We start from the raw sequence: 15,710 nt of genomic DNA, 5'->3' as shown, positions 1-15,710 counted from the left end.
GCCCGCTGGGTGTTGTTTGTGCCTATCTAGCGGCAAAAACGATTAAGCACTCATCTTGGTCGCCATATTTCGTTTTTTCAGGTGGATCAAAATCTGGCTAATCGCCGCTGGTGTAATACCCGATAAACGTGAAGCAACGCCCAGTGTTTCTGGCTGTAAAGTACGCAGTTTTTGCTTCACTTCGTTCGATAAACCGCCGATGGCATCGTAATCCAAATCAATCGGCAATTTAGTGCTTTCATAGCGACGCGATTGTTCGATTTCTTCTAGCTGACGTGCGATGTAACCATCGTACTTGGCTTGAATTTCAACCTGCTCGGCCACTTGCGGATCAGCTACTGGCTCGCCTTTAAACTGCGCGACTTTGGCGTAGTCCAAACCCGGGCGTTTAAGCAATTCGTGCAAGCTGTATTCGTGGTTAATTGCGGCTTCACCCATCTCTAGTAGCGTTGCGGCTTCTGGGGTATTCGGTTGCAACCAAGTGGTTTTAAGACGCGTCACTTCTTGCTCAATGGCTTCGCGCTTAGACGTAAATGCCGCCCAGCGTTCGTCATCGACTAAGCCTAAATCGCGGCCCACTTCGGTTAAGCGCAAATCAGCGTTGTCTTCACGCAATACCAAACGGTATTCCGCACGGCTAGTGAACATGCGATACGGTTCTTTAGTGCCCATAGTGATTAGATCGTCGACCAACACACCAATATAGGATTGATCGCGGCGCGGTACCCAAGCGTCTTTTTCTAGCGCACGCATGGCGGCGTTTATACCCGCCAAAAGGCCTTGCGCGCCAGCTTCTTCATAGCCTGTTGTACCGTTGATCTGGCCAGCAAAGAACAAGTTATTCACAAACTTGGTTTCTAGGCTGTGCTTCAAATCTTGCGGATCAAAGTAATCGTATTCGATGGCATAACCGGGGCGCGTAATGTGCGCGTTCTCGAAGCCGACCATGCTGTGAATAAGATCCAACTGCACATCAAACGGCAAGCTGGTTGAGATGCCATTCGGGTACAGCTCGTTGCTGTTTAAGCCTTCTGGCTCAACAAAAATTTGATGACTGGTTTTATCGGCAAAGCGCGTGACTTTATCTTCAATCGACGGGCAATAACGCGGGCCAATACCTTCAATTACCCCAGCATACATAGGCGAGCGATCGAGGTTATTGCGAATAATCTCGTGAGTACGCTCGTTGGTGTGCGTGACATAACAGCTAACTTGCTCTGGGTGCTGAGAGACCGAGCCCATAAACGACATCACAGGCAGCGGCGTATCGCCCGGCTGCTCAAGCATCACGGAAAAATCGACGCTGCGACGGTCAATACGTGCAGGCGTTCCGGTTTTTAAGCGGCCAACGTTAAAAGGCATTTCGCGCAAACGCTTGGATAAGGCATTCGATGGGGGATCTCCCGCACGGCCACCGCTGTGGTTTTCCATACCGATGTGGATAAGTCCGCCCAAGAACGTACCGGCGGTTAACACCACGCTGGTCGCGTGAATGCGCATATTGGTATTGGTGACGACACCGCAAACCGTGCTGCCCACGCCATCGCCTTGCACAATCAGATCGTCGCAAGCGGCTTGGAAAATATCGAGGTTAGGCTGGTTTTCAACAATATTGCGGATCGCAGAACGATACAAAGCACGGTCGGCTTGGGCACGAGTAGCGCGCACAGCAGGGCCTTTACGGCTATTCAAAATACGGAATTGAATACCGGCCAAGTCAGTTGCCCGCGCCATTGCGCCGCCAAGCGCATCGATCTCTTTCACCAAATGGCTTTTGCCGATACCACCAATCGCTGGGTTACAGGACATCACACCGACCGTATCGGTGTTGTGCGTGAGCAATAGGGTCTTACAACCGGTGCGAGCCGCTGCTAATGCAGCCTCAGTACCAGCATGACCACCACCAATCACAATGACGTCATAGCGAACGGGATAATCCACAAGCCACCTCAATATTCGTTCGTGCAGAAAAGGGCGCGTATTATAACAGCGCTGTAGAAAAACCCCATAGCGTTTGAACAGTTTTTAACCAGAAGAATTATTAACACTATCAATTGAGGTAATGAGACATGTGAATACTAGTTATCCACAATGTTAGTAATCAAACTGAAACCCTGAAATTTCAAGGCGTTAGGGCTGTTGATAAACCTGTTCACTAATGTGGATAAGTATTTCTTAGCTAACCTTCTGAAAAGTTATTCGAGCGCTAATCACACCTTAATCTTAGGTTTTTCCCTACTAATCAACAGACTTACCCACAGCTAAATGGCCGTGTCTGTCGTTGTATCGGTGGTGGTATCCGTCGTCGTGTCGGTTGTCGTATCTGTCGGTGTATCCGTCGCCGCTGGGGTGAAGCTCATGAACAGCAGCTCATCACTCTTGCGAATAAAAAACTCTAAGTCACCATCGACATTCACGGCTGCGTAGCCCGGGGCGTTGACCACGTTGAATTCAGTACAATTTTTACGCTCTGTCATTTCAACCTGATACAAGGTTTGGTTCTTATCTAAAAGTCGAATAGCCCCGTTAAATGTGCAGCCGGAGGCATCGGTGCTAATGCCTTTAAACGTAACGCGATCCGAAAGCGCGGTTAGATAAAGCTCATAGCCTGTGGATAACCACTGCCCATCAATCGCGTTGAGCGCGGAATTATCCTCCCAAGTACCATCGTTGGTTAACGAGAAGCTGCCGCCAACCGCGGATGTTTCGTAATCTCCTACTAAAGTGTCATTTTCAGCGCTGCTACTAAACAACAAGCCGCTTAATAAATAGTCGTCGGCTAAACCACCGGCAACGTACTGTTCTGCACTGGTATCTGCATCTATAAAGTCATAACCCTCAAGCGTGATATCCGCGAGATTGGTTTTATTATCGAGATCGACCGTACCGTAATAGCCCGTTGCTTCATCAAACGCAAACAGATTTCCGTTATAAATCAATACTCTAAGCGTTCCTGCTTGATCAAATTGACCATCCCATAAACCATTGAGCAGCAAGGTAGGATCATCCACAACCTCACCTTGCTCGTTAACGATGTCCTTCGGCGCTTCTTCGGCGATGCATCCAACCAACAAGGCTGCCATTAACCCTAAAAATAAACTTCGCACAGTGGAGCTCCCAACAAAACATAAAAACGAATGAACCTATAGCTTAGTTAACGGCAGGCTTTTCGTTGGCTTTAGTCATGACACTTATGTGAAAAATCAGACCAACTTAGGTCAGTGACGCAAAAAGCAGTCTGCCATTTCAGACGTTTTGCACTAATTAGCACTAAGTCATTGCACTTCTAACGCTTGGTAGACTTAGATAAGTCCTCACAGGGAGGAATCGTTATGTCTGAAACTCGAACGCACCTAAAAGCACTCGCTACCGATCAAATACGCCATGCTAATTTAGCCGCAGCAAGCTTTCGTGAACTTGGAAAGGCCGCGGGTATTAAATCCAGCTCAGTGCACTACCACTTTCAAAGCCGCGATAAGCTACTGACAGAACTGCTGCAAGATTACGATACCGACTTTTTTGATCGCCTAGATCTTATGACCGAAGGCATGACGAAGCCGCGCCAGCGTTTACTTGCCCTGTTCAGCATTTTTGAAGACAGCCACACCCATCAACTGCAATGCATGAGTTTGGCTTATGCCGCTTCACAGCATGAGCTTAGTCCCGCCAGTTTAGAGGCCGTGGATCACTTTTTAAGTCGTTTAGAAGAATGGGTGACAGATACTCTCGCCAATGCACGCTTATTACCTATCCCGCGAGAACAGCTCGCGCGTGTTTTAGTCAGCAGCCTTGAAGGCTCATTACTATTTGATCGCCTTCATAGCGAGCCAAGACATTTGCAGGCCACCAAAGATTGGATCTGCACCTTATCCAGTTTGTAAGCTGTTACGGAGTCAAATCAGGCCTATTCCTCACGCGTATAGGCCTGTAAGCACCCGCCAGATACTCATATTGTGATTTCAAGCCACACTTTGTCCTTAGTTAACCTGTCACATTTAACCTACCGGTTCTATCGTTGTTTAAACACTTATAAGAAGTAGGCAAGGTTATGAAAAAGTCAGCAAGAGAAATCAGCGCTGAAGTTACTTTTCCAGGTCGTAAAATGGACTTTGGCTTTGAATTTAAAGATCTTCCGCGTTATTGGAATGATAACGACCCCTTCAAAACTCATTTTATGAATGCTTTGTCGTGCCTATTTCTTGAAGGCGAGCGCATGTTCATCGACGCCGTGCGCGATCATCAGCATTTAATTACCGATCCGCGCCTGCAAGAACAGATAAAAAGCTTTATTAAACAAGAAGCTATCCATGGCCACGAACATCATCAGTTCAGTAAGTATCTGGATAGCTTGGGATATCCCGCTACAAAAGTAGAAGCCTTCGAGCGCAAAGAAAAAGTGTGGATGAAAAAGTGGATGCCCGCACGCCGACGCTTGGCTATTACCTGCGCGGTAGAACACTTTACCGCTATTCTTGCCCACCAAGTGCTTACCAATCCAGAAGCAACTGAAGGCATGGACCCACGTTTTAAAGAAATGTGGACGTGGCACGCAATTGAAGAAACTGAACACAAAGCCGTATGTTTTGATGCGTATGAAGCTACCGGCGGTAAATACTTTATGCGCGTATTCGCTATGTTCAACGTCACTTGGATGTTTTTACTGCGTGCGACCATCGTGCAATGCATTTTCTTATGGAAAGATGGGAAATTATTTAGCCCATCAGTATGGAAATCAGGCTTTAGTTTTTATTGGAAAAAACCGGGCTTGATCCGTAGCGTTTGGAATGATTATAAAGACTACTATCGTCGCGATTTTCATCCATGGGATCATGACAATCGTGAAGAGCTTGGTAAATGGCAAGCAGGGCACGAGAATTATAAAGTGGTTTAAAATTCTACGAATCGTCACTAAAAATAAAGCCGCTGAAAAGCGGCTACGTATCTTTTTTCGCCGTCTCTCAACATCGTCCTAGCAATCACGCGACAGCTTAATCTCGCTTATCTCCGATCATTACAAACTCCAATCAATCCCGTTAGATGGACTTGTTACAGAGGAAACTCATATAAGAAAATATTTACTGTAATAAATAGGGCTATTATAAAATCACGCTAAGCTAGTTTTTATTAACTACCTTAACTCTTCTATACCGCAATCTTTAAAAAAATCATACGTCGAATCATAGTATTCAGGCAAACGAGTCATATCCTCTTTATCACCAATAGGAATATATATTATGAAACCTTGACGCGCTCTTGTTAAAAGTACACGGTAGGTATTTTCAAGATACCTCTTCGAATCATTAGTCCCTCGATTTTGCCACTTTGTTCCTGAAAATTTATAGTGCTCAAAACTTCCATCAACGTATCGAAAATCGGCATCCCAACCAATCAAAGACCAATCGAGTTCCAAGCCCTGCACTTTAAACTCACTCATTGCTTCCTCTAACATGTTCGAGCTTCGAACATCTTGGCTCGGCTTTAAAAACCAATGAGCTTCATCTGTTTCTTTACTATTAAATATACCTTCCGCTCGCAGTCGTCTAGCAGAAGAACTAGACAGCACTCCCATTCTTTCTAATCCACGGCATTGTTTTTTTATCCAATTTTTTGCATCTACTAAAGATCGAGTAATTCGGATAGGGTATTTATCAGAAACTTTTCTGTAATCTTCTTTAGCAAGCTGAGCGTCCCCTTTCAAAATTGCATCTATGAAATTAGATAGATTGGATGCTCTATAGGATCGCTGTGAGCTAGGTAAATGAAAACCTGACTTTTGATGATATCGAGGATTTTCAGTACTAAAATAATTTTTATCTAGAACGTTTGAATAATAAACATCCCACTCCTGAAAATTAGTCTTGATTGAATCAGTCCATGAAGAAATTCCAGCCTCGCCAGTATTAATTTCCTGACCTGTACCAACTAGCGCCACAACGACACACCAGTCTCCATGCCTATCCATACTACTTAGTAGAAGATCTGGCTCAGATCCCAGACCTGAATACTCCGGCTTATTCCTGACAAGGTGCTCTTCCGTCCATGCGCGTTGAGCCTCATCAAAAATTACCACATGCTCATGAGGTACAGTTTCGACTAAGGAATACTGGTCTCTAAAATGATGGACATTCTGAATACTAGCTTTGACTTCAGGAGTCACTGTTACTCGTCGCTCACCTCGAACTACCCGATCTTGAATCAAGGCTTCTCTCAACACGTTAACCAAGGGTCCATTGCCTGATAGATATACTGCAGATTCCAACTTGTCGGTTGTAGGCTGAGTCGCGACATTCAACCCCACCAAGGTTTTTCCAGCACCTGGAACGCCTGTTATAAAACAAATTGCTTTCTTTTTATCTCTATGACATTGCGAGATAACATCCTTAATTGCTGTTGTCGTTTCTGTCAGGTTTTTTGCTGTAGCATCGTGGCGCATTATATCGGCCACATTGTGATTTGCATAAAGCGCCCGAGCAGCTTCGATAATAGTAGGCGTAGGTTTATAGGCTGAATTAATCCATATATTAAAATCAATTGAAGAATAATTAGGATATTTTTCCGTAAAATCCTTAAGAATAATTGCTATCGAACTGCCATTAGTTTTTTGAATAGATGCTATATTTCGATCGGAATGTAGTTCTTTTTCATATATTTCTGTTGCCCGGGTTGCTACCAATATTGGAACAATAAGCTTGTTATCACTACCTTCATGAAAACTTTGAAAATCCAAACAGTAACTATAAGTTTGCTCCTGATCAGAAGAATTAAAGAGACTTGAGCCTACTTTAAATTCAAGAACAAAAATTATTCCTTTATACAAAACAACAACATCTGCTCTTCGTCCCATTCGTGGAATCAACACTTCAAAGGCGACGTAAGCATCAGAAAAATTAACTAATTGCTGTTTAAGAACTCTGATCTGCTCAGTCCAAGCAAAGGTTTGTTGGTTGACAATATCTTGAGAATGTTTTTGCGTAATTTTACCGATAATAGAATCATCAGACTCTTGAATAAAAGTACTGACACCAGAAAAATAATAAGCTCTAGTCATCTGCCACCTCAAAATCGAGTAGCAGCGACATTTGTAGATCTAATGCTTTGGCTAATTTCGCGATATTAACTAGAGAGACGTTTCTCTTACCTCTCTCCACACCACTAACGTAGGTACGATCGAGATCTGCTAAGCTTCCGAGTTGCTCTTGACTTAACGCCTTTGCTAAACGCGCATCTCTAACCCGAGCCCCAAATTGCTCTAATAACCGCTGTTCCATTCTTAGTTCCACAAATAATGTCGAACTTGAACTTCACTGTTTAGTTGACTATAAGTCTACGGACTATGAGTCACACATGAAAATTGCTAAGAATCCGGAGAAAGAGGATTTAGTAACTAGCTAAAACTATTCCACTACTTCCCAATACAAAACGACCCAAAGATCTCCCCAAGCAAATCATCTGCAGTAAACGCGCCGGTAATTTCGTTCAATGCTTGTTGCGCCATCCGTAGGTCTTCGGCCAGCAGTTCGCCTGCGCCCATACCATCCAATTGCTGGCGACCAAAGGCGACGGCGTCGTTGGCGCGGTTCAGTGCGTCGATATGACGGCGGCGAGCGAGGAAGCCACCTTCGTTGGCGGCGTTATAGCCCATGATGTCTTTTAGATGTTCGCGCAATACATCAACACCGGCGTTTTGTTTAGCCGATAAGGTGATGGTGGGGTAGCGCTTATGTATATCTAAACCGATTACCTCTGTGGATAAGTCTGCTTTGTTGCGAATCACGGTTATGCGTTTTGACTGCAAAAAATCGTCTGCTTGCTCTTTTAAACCTCTTTCGTCGTATAAAGCGTGCAGTAATTTCTCCGGATCTGTCTCTGTTGTGGTGCTATCCACCATCAAAAGCACGCGATCGGCTTTGCTAATTTCGTCCCAAGCGCGCTGAATCCCAATTTTTTCGACTTCATCGGGCGCATCTCGCAAGCCAGCGGTGTCGATAATGTGCAGCGGCATGCCGTCGATGTGGATGTGTTCTTTCAGTACGTCGCGGGTTGTGCCGGCTATGTCGGTAACGATGGCGCGCTCTTGGCCAGCCAAGGCGTTCAATAGTGAAGACTTACCCGCGTTAGGGCGTCCAGCAATCACCACGTTCATGCCTTCGCGTAAAATCGCACCTTGGTTAGCTTCGCGCATAACGGCGGCCAGCTCGGCTTCGACTTCGGCCAGCATGGCACTGACCTTGCCGTCGTTAAGGAAGTCGATTTCTTCTTCCGGAAAGTCGATAGCGGCTTCAACGTAGATGCGCAATTGAATCAGTTGATCGAGCAGGCTATGCACTCGGCGGGAGAACTCGCCTTGCAGTGAGCGTAATGCGCAGCGTGCTGCTTGTTCTGATGCAGAGTCGATCAAATCAGCAAGGGCTTCAGCTGGGGCTAAGGCCATTTTGTCGTTTAAGACGGCGCGCTCGGAGAATTCGCCTGGACGCGCCAAGCGACAACCTTGGGCTATCACTTCTTTCAATAAAATATCCAATACCACTGGGCCACCGTGGCCTTGCAGCTCTAATACGTCTTCACCAGTAAAGGAATTGGGATTCGGAAAGAAGAGGGCGATGCCTTCGTCGAGTACGCTGCCATCTTGCGCTTTAAACGGCCCGTAATGGGCGTAGCGCGGTTTCGGTAGATGTCCGAGCACTGCTAGTGCCACCGCCTGCGCCTTGTCGCCTGATACACGAATAATACCGACGCCACCACGACCGGGAGCCGTAGCCACTGCAGCAATGGTATCTTGGTGAACGGCATTGGTCATATCGGTACCTTAAAAACAGAAGTCGTAAAACGGCATTGTACATGAGCCCGACGAACAGCCATAAAAAAGGGCGCCGAAGCGCCCTCTCATTTTCTCATCAGCACTCAGTGCTTACGAATTTTCTATCTGTTTAGTAATCACATACTGCTGAGCAATCGACAGCACGTTGTTCACAACCCAGTACAGTACTAGACCAGCAGGGAACCAGAGGAAGAACACTGTGAAAATCACCGGCATAAATTGCATAACACGCGCTTGCATCGGATCTGGCGGCGTTGGGTTAAGCTTCATTTGAATAAACATAGAAGCACCCATGATCAACGGCAGGATGAAATACGGATCCATCACTGACATATCACGAATCCATAAGAAGAACGGCGCTTGACGCAGTTCAACGGATTCCATCAATACCCAATACAAAGAGATGAACACTGGCATCTGTACCAAAATAGGTAAGCAGCCACCCAGTGGATTGATCTTCTCCTCTTTATAAAGCTTCATCATTTCCTGACCAAGCTTCTCGCGGTTATCGCCGAATTTTTCTTTGATTTCGGCCATCTTAGGAGCAACTTTGCGCATATTCGCCATTGAACGATAGCTAGTCGCTGACAGCTTAAAGAAGGCCGCTTTAATGACCACGGTCAGCAAGATAATAGCCACACCCCAGTTGCCGACGAAGCCATGAATAAACTCAAGCAACCAGAACAAAGGCTGAGCGATAAACCACAAAATACCGTAATCAACGGTTAAATTTAGGTTCGGAGCTATGGTCTCTAAGCGCTCTTGGTCTTTAGGACCGACATACAACTGAGCACCAACATTGGCAGTATCACCAGCCGCTACAGTAAATGGCGCATCATAGAAACCAAATACATAGTTACCTTTAACAAAACGGCCATTGTAGGTGTGTTGAGTTTCTTGCGATGGCACCCAAGCTGATAAGAAATAGTGCTGAAGCATTGCTGCCCAACCACCTTCTTCTACCGATTTATAAGAATCATCTTCCAAATCACCAAAGCTTACTTTTTTGTAGCGATCTTCTTTAGTCGTTAATGCCGCACCTAGATACGCTTTCATACCCATGCCAGACGCTGTTGACGGATCTTCCGAGCCATCACGCTTTAGTTGGGCATAAAACGCACCCTGCCATTCGCTGTTGGAAGTGTTGGTGATGCGGTAGTTCATATCCAATAGATAATCACCACGGCGGAAAGTATAGATCTTCTCAATCTTAGCTTTGTCACTAACGTGAGTTAGAACAACGGTAACCGTTTGCTGATCGTCAGACAGAGTATAGGTAGTTTGAGCAGCGCTATATAACGCAGGACCTGCCTTATCAATACCGTCTTTGCCGACTAAACCGCTCTGCGCAACATAAGTGCGACGCTGGTTTTTTTCTAGCAATACGAAGGGTACGTCTTGTTGATCAATCGAAAGTGGGTAAGCCGGTAATAAAACCTCGGCTACTTCACCACCGCGTGGATCAATTTTGACTTGCAGAACATCGGTAGTAACCGTAATCAGCTCACCGGTTGGTTCAGCTGATACAGAAACATCTGTTACGGGTGCATCAACAATCGGTTGATCGCCTGTACCTACAACGGGTGTTTCATTAACGTCCGTGGTTTGTGGAGCATCCGATGCTTGGGTAACTTCTGCGCTAGCAATCGGCGCGTTATTCAGGTTCTTCTGTCCATAATCCTGATTCCAGGTATAAATCAGAAAGTAAGTACTAACGGCCAGGCCAATAAATATGGCCAATCTGCGGATATCCATGATCAGGGTTTCCGTTGACAACAAGTAGGTGAATGGGTGGGTAAATCGGGGACGGGATCAACACCATGGGAACCCCATGGATGACACCGACCTATCCGTTTCGCGGCAAGCATACCACCACGAAGCGCTCCATACCGCTGAATTGCTTCGGCAGCGTAAGAAGAACACGTAGGATAATAGCGACAACGGCTGGGGAAAAGAGGACTGATGGCGTAGCGATAGACAGCTATCAAAGACAGCAAGACCTTAGCGCCCGGTTTGACGCCGCTTGTTGCGGTTTCCGTTTGCTTGTCGGCCATGAGGTTGCTTCAGTCTGAACCAGAGGGCGTCGATCATCTCACGAATTTGCTGGTTGTCCAGTCCGGTAATACCAGATCGGGCAAGAATAACCAGATCAAGCGCCGCAATATCGTGCTGGTGAGCACGAAATGACTCGCGGATAAGCCGTTTGACACGATTACGGTCTACAGCTCGCTTAATCTGTTTTTTCGCCAGCACGAATCCGATTCGTGGCTGATCTTGCTCATTAGGAGCGGCTAACACCAAGAGGTCAGCCGTACTCCCACGCAACGCTGTGTTGTCGAAGACTCGCTTAAACTCAGCAGGTTTTAACAATCGCGATTGACGGCGAAATGCTAAATCCGGCATGCACAGACGTTCGATGGGATTCAACGAACAATTATGCTGTCAGGCTATGACGGCCTTTTGCACGACGACGAGCCAAAACTAATCGGCCGTTTTTAGTAGCCATACGAGCACGAAAACCGTGAGTACGCTTACGTTTTAATACGCTTGGTTGGAAAGTACGTTTCATAACACTGTCACCCGTTAAGTGAAAAGGGTCTAATTTTTAAGGGCGGCAATTGTATGAAAATCAAAGGGTAATAGCAATGGCTAATTTCTATTCAATTTTGCTGACCGTAATTTTGAATTTTGTTTACTAAAGAATATGTATGAAATGATGTTTAAAGAAAGAGGAGATAGTTTGTATTTATTATTCTTATAGAGCTACTTTTCTGTGAATAACCGATAATTTCCTATATAAATCAATAAGATACAGCAATGATAAGTTCGGTACTACGTGCGTTTAACGTATGTACGAGCTGGGTAAAAGCGGTGTACAGAATGCTAGTTTATGCACAAGGTGAATTCTTGTTAGAAATTCTCACGATTCTGTACCCAAGTTCGTCCCCCAGTTGTCAGGTCTGTTATCCACAGGGCCATTTCTTTCTTAATAATAGCGGTAATAGCTGTGGATAACCCGTCGCCTCTTGGGTAGAATGGCTGGCTCGATTGAAATCTTTGATGACGCTAGTAACAGGGGTAACCGTGACGGGTTTGTGGCAAGACTGCCTTGGGCATTTACAGCATGAGTTGCCTGCGCAGCAATACAACACATGGATCAGACCTTTGATCGCGAGTACGGAAAACGGTCAGTTAGTTCTGAGCGCCCCTAACCGCTTTGTCAAAGATTGGGTTAAAGACAAGTATCTGCAGCGTATTCAAGAAATCTTATCCGAACTTAACGGCGGTCGTATCACTCATGTCGATGTGACTGCGGGTGAGTCACGCCCTATGTTTAGTCCTCAGGCTGCGCCAAGACCAGAACCACGGCCTGCGGCGTCATCGGTTGAAGGTTTTGCTTTTGCCGCGCCTCGAGTAGAAGCTGAAGAACCAACTAGCACTTTTTCACCGATTGCATCTTCACCGTTAAAAGAATCACCTTCTGTTAGCAACAACAATGAGTTTGGACGTCAGTCTTCTTCTAATCTCATTTTGCCTGGTCAGGCTTCTTTTAATACTGATCCTATGCCGTCGGCTCCGGTTTCTAATAAACCGAAACGTAATGTGCAGGTTGAAGGTGGTATTCAGCATCAGAGTTTCTTGAATTCGACATTTACCTTTAAAACGTTTGTTGAAGGTAAATCAAACCAGTTAGCCCATGCCGCAGCCAAACAGATTGCTGAGAATGCCGGTGGTTCTTACAACCCTCTATTTATATATGGTGGTGTTGGTTTAGGTAAAACCCACTTAATGCATGCGGTAGGTAATCATCTACAAAGTAAAAATCCGAATGCAAAAGTACTTTATGTGCATTCAGAACGCTTTGTGCAAGACATGGTAAAAGCATTACAGCTAAATGCGATTAACGAATTTAAGCGTTTTTATCGTGGTTTAGATGCTTTATTAATCGACGATATTCAATTTTTTGCGGGCAAAGAACGTTCGCAAGAAGAGTTTTTCCATACCTTTAACGCTTTGTTAGAGGGTGGACAGCAAATGATTTTAACCTGCGATCGCTACCCTAAAGAGATCAATGGATTAGAAGAACGCTTAAAGTCACGTTTCGGTTGGGGCTTAACAGTTGCTGTTGAACCGCCAGAGCTGGAAACACGAGTGGCCATTTTGATGAAAAAGGCAGAACAAACTGGTGTTAATCTGCCCGACGATGCGGCATTCTTTATTGCCCAGAAGATCCGTTCCAACGTACGGGAACTGGAGGGCGCGTTAAAACGTGTGGTTGCGAATTCGCACTTCACCGGAAGTGAAATTACGCTGCCGTTTATTAAAGAATCGTTAAAAGATTTGCTCGCTTTACAAGACAAACAGGTCAGCGTTGAAAATATCCAGCGAACGGTTGCTGAGTATTACAAAATCAAGATGTCTGATTTATTATCTAAGCGCCGCACCCGTTCTATCGCTCGTCCTAGACAAGTAGCGATGGCACTGAGTAAAGAACTTACCAACCACAGCTTGCCAGAAATTGGCGAGCTGTTTGGCGGGCGAGATCACACCACAGTGTTACACGCGTGCCGTAAAATTAAAGAATTACAGGAAACCAGTGCAGACGTTCGGGAAGACTATAAGAACTTACTGCGATCACTGACAACCTAGATCTGAGTGGAGAATCATGAAATTCGTTATCTCTAGGGAAGCCCTTCTGCGGCCTTTGCAATTGGTGGCAGGCGTTGTGGAAAAACGTCAGACGCTACCAGTACTGTCTAACGTACTGCTGGAAGTAGAAGGTCAGCAACTGTCTTTGACGGGTACAGATCTTGAAGTTGAACTGGTCGGACGAGTGACGCTTGATGAAGTCGGCCAAGAAGGCGCAATTACAGTGCCTGCTAAAAAGCTGATGGATATTTGTCGTTCGTTGCCAGATGGCGCACAGATTGAAGTGGAACAAGATGACCAGCGCGTTAACGTACGCTCTGGTCGTTCGCGTTTTACGCTGTCTACTTTGCCTGCAACTGAATTTCCAAATGTCGACAACATAGCTGGCGAACAGTCGTTTACTCTGGCTCAAGGCAGCCTGCGTCGTATTATCGACCGCACCAGCTTTGCCATGGCACAGCAAGATGTTCGCTACTACTTAAATGGCATGTTGATAGAAGTGAGTGCTAACGGTTTGCGCGCAGTTGCAACCGATGGTCACCGTCTAGCCACATGCCATGTTGCGGTTAGCGGCCCAGAAGTCGCCCAGCAAATTATTCTGCCACGCAAAGGCGTGCTGGAGTTGGCTAAGTTGCTGACGGATCCAGAAGCCACTGTTAGCGTTTCGTTAAGCACTAACCACTTGCGTACCCATACCGAGAATTTCACCTTCACCTCTAAGTTGGTGGACGGCAAGTTCCCAGATTATGGTCGTGTTATTCCTAAAGGCGGCAACAACGTTATGTTGGCTGATCGTTTGGAATTGCGCCAAGTATTTAACCGTACTGCGATTCTTTCTAACGAAAAATACCGTGGTGTGCGTTTAGTGCTAGCAACGGATGTTTTGCAGGTTTTTGCTAACAACCCAGAGCAAGAAGAAGCAGAAGAATCGGTAGCCGTAGAATACAAAGGCGACGCCTTAGAAATGGGCTTCAACGTATCTTACTTACAAGACGTTATGGGCGTACTGGATACTCAGCAAGTTAAGCTGACCTTGTCCGATGCCAATAGCAGCGCACTTTTAGAAGAGCCAGAAGGCGGCGATGCCATGTATGTGGTTATGCCGATGCGTCTGTAGTATTACTTCCTGATATGCCTATTCGGCAACTTCAAATCAGCGGCGTGCGAAACTTACAGCCGCTGACCATAACCCCGCATAGCGGGGTTAATTTCATTTATGGCGAGAACGGTTCTGGCAAGACGAGCATACTCGAAGCCATTGCTGTTATGGCCGCTGGTAAGTCATTTCGTACCTCTCAGCTTAAACATGTTATGAGTCACGATGCTGATCGCATGGAATTGCGCATGAGTGTTGAAGACCTGCATCGCGGCGAGTGCGAGCTAGATAGTTTGCGCTTAAAGGGAGGGGATCATTTGTTGAAGCAAAATGGTTCTGTTCTCACGTCTCAGGCCGAAGCGGCACATTGGTTACCGGTTCAGATCATAGAGCCAAATACATTCAAGTTACTGGCTGGCTCTCCAGAAGAGCGCCGACAGTTTATTGATTGGGGAGTGTTCCACGGGGAACACGGCTTCATGGATCAATGGAAGACCTTCCGCAAACAGCTGAAACAACGCAATGCCGTTCTCAAGCAAAAAGAGAGCGAATGGTTGAACGTTTGGAACGCTGGATTTGTTGAGAGCGCCCTTACCATCGACAAACATAGAAGAGACTACCTTAAGCGTTTTAAACCCGAATTTGAGCGTATTCTCACCGCTCTTGATCCTGATGTAGATGTCACCTTGGCGTATTTTCCGGGATGGGACAAAGATTCGGAACTGGGCGATGTACTAGCACGTCAGCAAGAACGAGATCTCGCTTTAGGGTACACTCAGTCAGGGCCACACAGAGCGGAGCTGCGCATTAAGTGCGACAAGCAACCAGCCGCCGAGATCTTATCGCGCGGACAGCAAAAAACAGTGGTGGCGGCTCTTAAGATTGCTCAAGGTTCATTGTTTCAACAAGAGAGTGATCGACGCACCATCTACCTGGTGGATGATCTCGCGTCAGAATTGGATGAAAAGCACCGTTTTGCTTTATGCAAACTGCTAGAAGATTTAAAATGTCAGGTCTTTATTACCAGCATCGATAAAGACAAGCTGACCGATGTATGGCAGCCCGTTGCCAGTAAAGTGTTCCACGTGGAACACGGACGTTTAACAGAAGAAGCGTAAAGCTCATTTTGTAGGAACACGCGCAAGC

Annotated in this window: 14 protein-coding genes; 5 read left to right on the top strand and 9 right to left on the bottom strand. The window is 46.0% G+C overall.

Annotated elements, in window-relative coordinates; genetic code table 11:
* Window positions 1–42 precede the first annotated feature (42 nt).
* Complete coding sequence (gene mnmG / locus UXZ23_RS04905) at window positions 43–1,941, bottom strand: tRNA uridine-5-carboxymethylaminomethyl(34) synthesis enzyme MnmG (RefSeq protein WP_320819518.1); 1,899 nt, start codon at window positions 1,939–1,941, stop codon at window positions 43–45.
* 320 nt (window positions 1,942–2,261) lie between these two features.
* Complete coding sequence (locus UXZ23_RS04900) at window positions 2,262–3,107, bottom strand: hypothetical protein (protein WP_320819517.1); 846 nt, start codon at window positions 3,105–3,107, stop codon at window positions 2,262–2,264.
* A gap of 225 nt (window positions 3,108–3,332) precedes the next feature.
* Between UXZ23_RS04900 and UXZ23_RS04895 the strand changes: the two genes are divergently transcribed.
* A complete protein-coding gene (locus UXZ23_RS04895; RefSeq protein ID WP_320819516.1) occupies window positions 3,333–3,881 on the top strand; it encodes a TetR/AcrR family transcriptional regulator in 549 nt (182 codons plus the stop codon).
* 167 nt (window positions 3,882–4,048) lie between these two features.
* Complete coding sequence (locus tag UXZ23_RS04890) at window positions 4,049–4,891, top strand: metal-dependent hydrolase (RefSeq protein ID WP_320819515.1); 843 nt, start codon at window positions 4,049–4,051, stop codon at window positions 4,889–4,891.
* 237 nt (window positions 4,892–5,128) lie between these two features.
* Here the strand turns inward: UXZ23_RS04890 and UXZ23_RS04885 are convergent, their stop codons facing one another.
* From UXZ23_RS04885 to rpmH, 7 genes are all read right to left on the bottom strand, one after another.
* Window positions 5,129–7,048 carry a DUF2075 domain-containing protein gene (locus tag UXZ23_RS04885; RefSeq protein ID WP_320819514.1) on the bottom strand — a complete coding sequence of 640 codons (1,920 nt, stop codon included), beginning with the start codon at window positions 7,046–7,048 and terminating at the stop codon, window positions 5,129–5,131.
* Window positions 7,041–7,268: a helix-turn-helix transcriptional regulator gene (locus tag UXZ23_RS04880; RefSeq protein WP_320819513.1), complete on the bottom strand. Its 228-nt coding sequence runs from the start codon at window positions 7,266–7,268 to the stop codon at window positions 7,041–7,043. Before UXZ23_RS04880 ends, UXZ23_RS04885 begins: the two co-directional genes overlap by 8 nt.
* A 134-nt stretch (window positions 7,269–7,402) precedes the next feature.
* On the bottom strand, window positions 7,403–8,797 hold the full coding sequence (gene mnmE, locus UXZ23_RS04875; RefSeq protein WP_320819512.1) for a tRNA uridine-5-carboxymethylaminomethyl(34) synthesis GTPase MnmE: 1,395 nt from the start codon (window positions 8,795–8,797) through the stop codon (window positions 7,403–7,405).
* Window positions 8,798–8,908: 111 nt separating this feature from the next.
* Window positions 8,909–10,573 (bottom strand): membrane protein insertase YidC, encoded by a 1,665-nt coding sequence (gene yidC / locus UXZ23_RS04870; protein WP_320819511.1) that lies wholly within the window; start codon window positions 10,571–10,573, stop codon window positions 8,909–8,911.
* Between the two features lie 2 nt (window positions 10,574–10,575).
* Window positions 10,576–10,872 (bottom strand): membrane protein insertion efficiency factor YidD, encoded by a 297-nt coding sequence (yidD, locus tag UXZ23_RS04865; RefSeq protein ID WP_075272566.1) that lies wholly within the window; start codon window positions 10,870–10,872, stop codon window positions 10,576–10,578.
* Window positions 10,820–11,221, bottom strand: a complete 402-nt coding sequence (gene rnpA / locus UXZ23_RS04860) for a ribonuclease P protein component (RefSeq protein ID WP_015488813.1) — start codon at window positions 11,219–11,221, stop codon at window positions 10,820–10,822. The genes yidD and rnpA overlap by 53 nt, the downstream gene beginning before the upstream one ends.
* Before the next feature lie 31 nt (window positions 11,222–11,252).
* Complete coding sequence (gene rpmH / locus UXZ23_RS04855) at window positions 11,253–11,387, bottom strand: 50S ribosomal protein L34 (protein ID WP_015488814.1); 135 nt, start codon at window positions 11,385–11,387, stop codon at window positions 11,253–11,255.
* Between the two features lie 491 nt (window positions 11,388–11,878).
* Between rpmH and dnaA the strand changes: the two genes are divergently transcribed.
* From dnaA to recF, 3 genes are read left to right on the top strand one after another with little or no spacing between them, the layout of a single operon-like run.
* Window positions 11,879–13,468 (top strand): chromosomal replication initiator protein DnaA, encoded by a 1,590-nt coding sequence (gene dnaA, locus UXZ23_RS04850; protein ID WP_320819510.1) that lies wholly within the window; start codon window positions 11,879–11,881, stop codon window positions 13,466–13,468.
* Window positions 13,469–13,484: 16 nt separating this feature from the next.
* Window positions 13,485–14,585, top strand: a complete 1,101-nt coding sequence (gene dnaN / locus UXZ23_RS04845) for a DNA polymerase III subunit beta (RefSeq protein ID WP_320819509.1) — start codon at window positions 13,485–13,487, stop codon at window positions 14,583–14,585.
* A gap of 14 nt (window positions 14,586–14,599) precedes the next feature.
* The gene (gene recF, locus UXZ23_RS04840) at window positions 14,600–15,682 is read left to right on the top strand and encodes a DNA replication/repair protein RecF (protein WP_320819508.1); all 1,083 of its coding nucleotides are present in this window, start codon (window positions 14,600–14,602) and stop codon (window positions 15,680–15,682) included.
* Window positions 15,683–15,710 lie beyond the last annotated feature (28 nt).

Origin of the sequence: Thalassolituus sp., assembly GCF_034111725.1 — a bacterium.
Classification (GTDB): Bacteria; Pseudomonadota; Gammaproteobacteria; order Pseudomonadales; family Oceanobacteraceae; genus Thalassolituus.
The sequence above is the reverse complement of the archived record's forward strand: the minus strand, read 5'-3'. Positions and strand labels throughout refer to the sequence as shown.

Excerpts from the sequence above, each read along its gene's own strand:
- UXZ23_RS04895 (WP_320819516.1), top strand. The coding sequence starts at position 3,333 with ATGTCTGAAACTCGAACGCACCTAAAAGCACTCGCTACCGATCAAATA.
- UXZ23_RS04890 (WP_320819515.1), top strand. The coding sequence starts at position 4,049 with ATGAAAAAGTCAGCAAGAGAAATCAGCGCTGAAGTTACTTTTCCAGGT.
- UXZ23_RS04885 (WP_320819514.1), bottom strand. The coding sequence starts at position 7,048 with ATGACTAGAGCTTATTATTTTTCTGGTGTCAGTACTTTTATTCAAGAG.
- UXZ23_RS04880 (WP_320819513.1), bottom strand. The coding sequence starts at position 7,268 with ATGGAACAGCGGTTATTAGAGCAATTTGGGGCTCGGGTTAGAGATGCG.
- mnmE (WP_320819512.1), bottom strand. The coding sequence starts at position 8,797 with ATGACCAATGCCGTTCACCAAGATACCATTGCTGCAGTGGCTACGGCT.
- yidC (WP_320819511.1), bottom strand. The coding sequence starts at position 10,573 with ATGGATATCCGCAGATTGGCCATATTTATTGGCCTGGCCGTTAGTACT.
- yidD (WP_075272566.1), bottom strand. The coding sequence starts at position 10,872 with ATGGCCGACAAGCAAACGGAAACCGCAACAAGCGGCGTCAAACCGGGC.
- rnpA (WP_015488813.1), bottom strand. The coding sequence starts at position 11,221 with ATGCCGGATTTAGCATTTCGCCGTCAATCGCGATTGTTAAAACCTGCT.
- rpmH (WP_015488814.1), bottom strand. The coding sequence starts at position 11,387 with ATGAAACGTACTTTCCAACCAAGCGTATTAAAACGTAAGCGTACTCAC.
- dnaA (WP_320819510.1), top strand. The coding sequence starts at position 11,879 with ATGACGCTAGTAACAGGGGTAACCGTGACGGGTTTGTGGCAAGACTGC.
- dnaN (WP_320819509.1), top strand. The coding sequence starts at position 13,485 with ATGAAATTCGTTATCTCTAGGGAAGCCCTTCTGCGGCCTTTGCAATTG.
- recF (WP_320819508.1), top strand. The coding sequence starts at position 14,600 with ATGCCTATTCGGCAACTTCAAATCAGCGGCGTGCGAAACTTACAGCCG.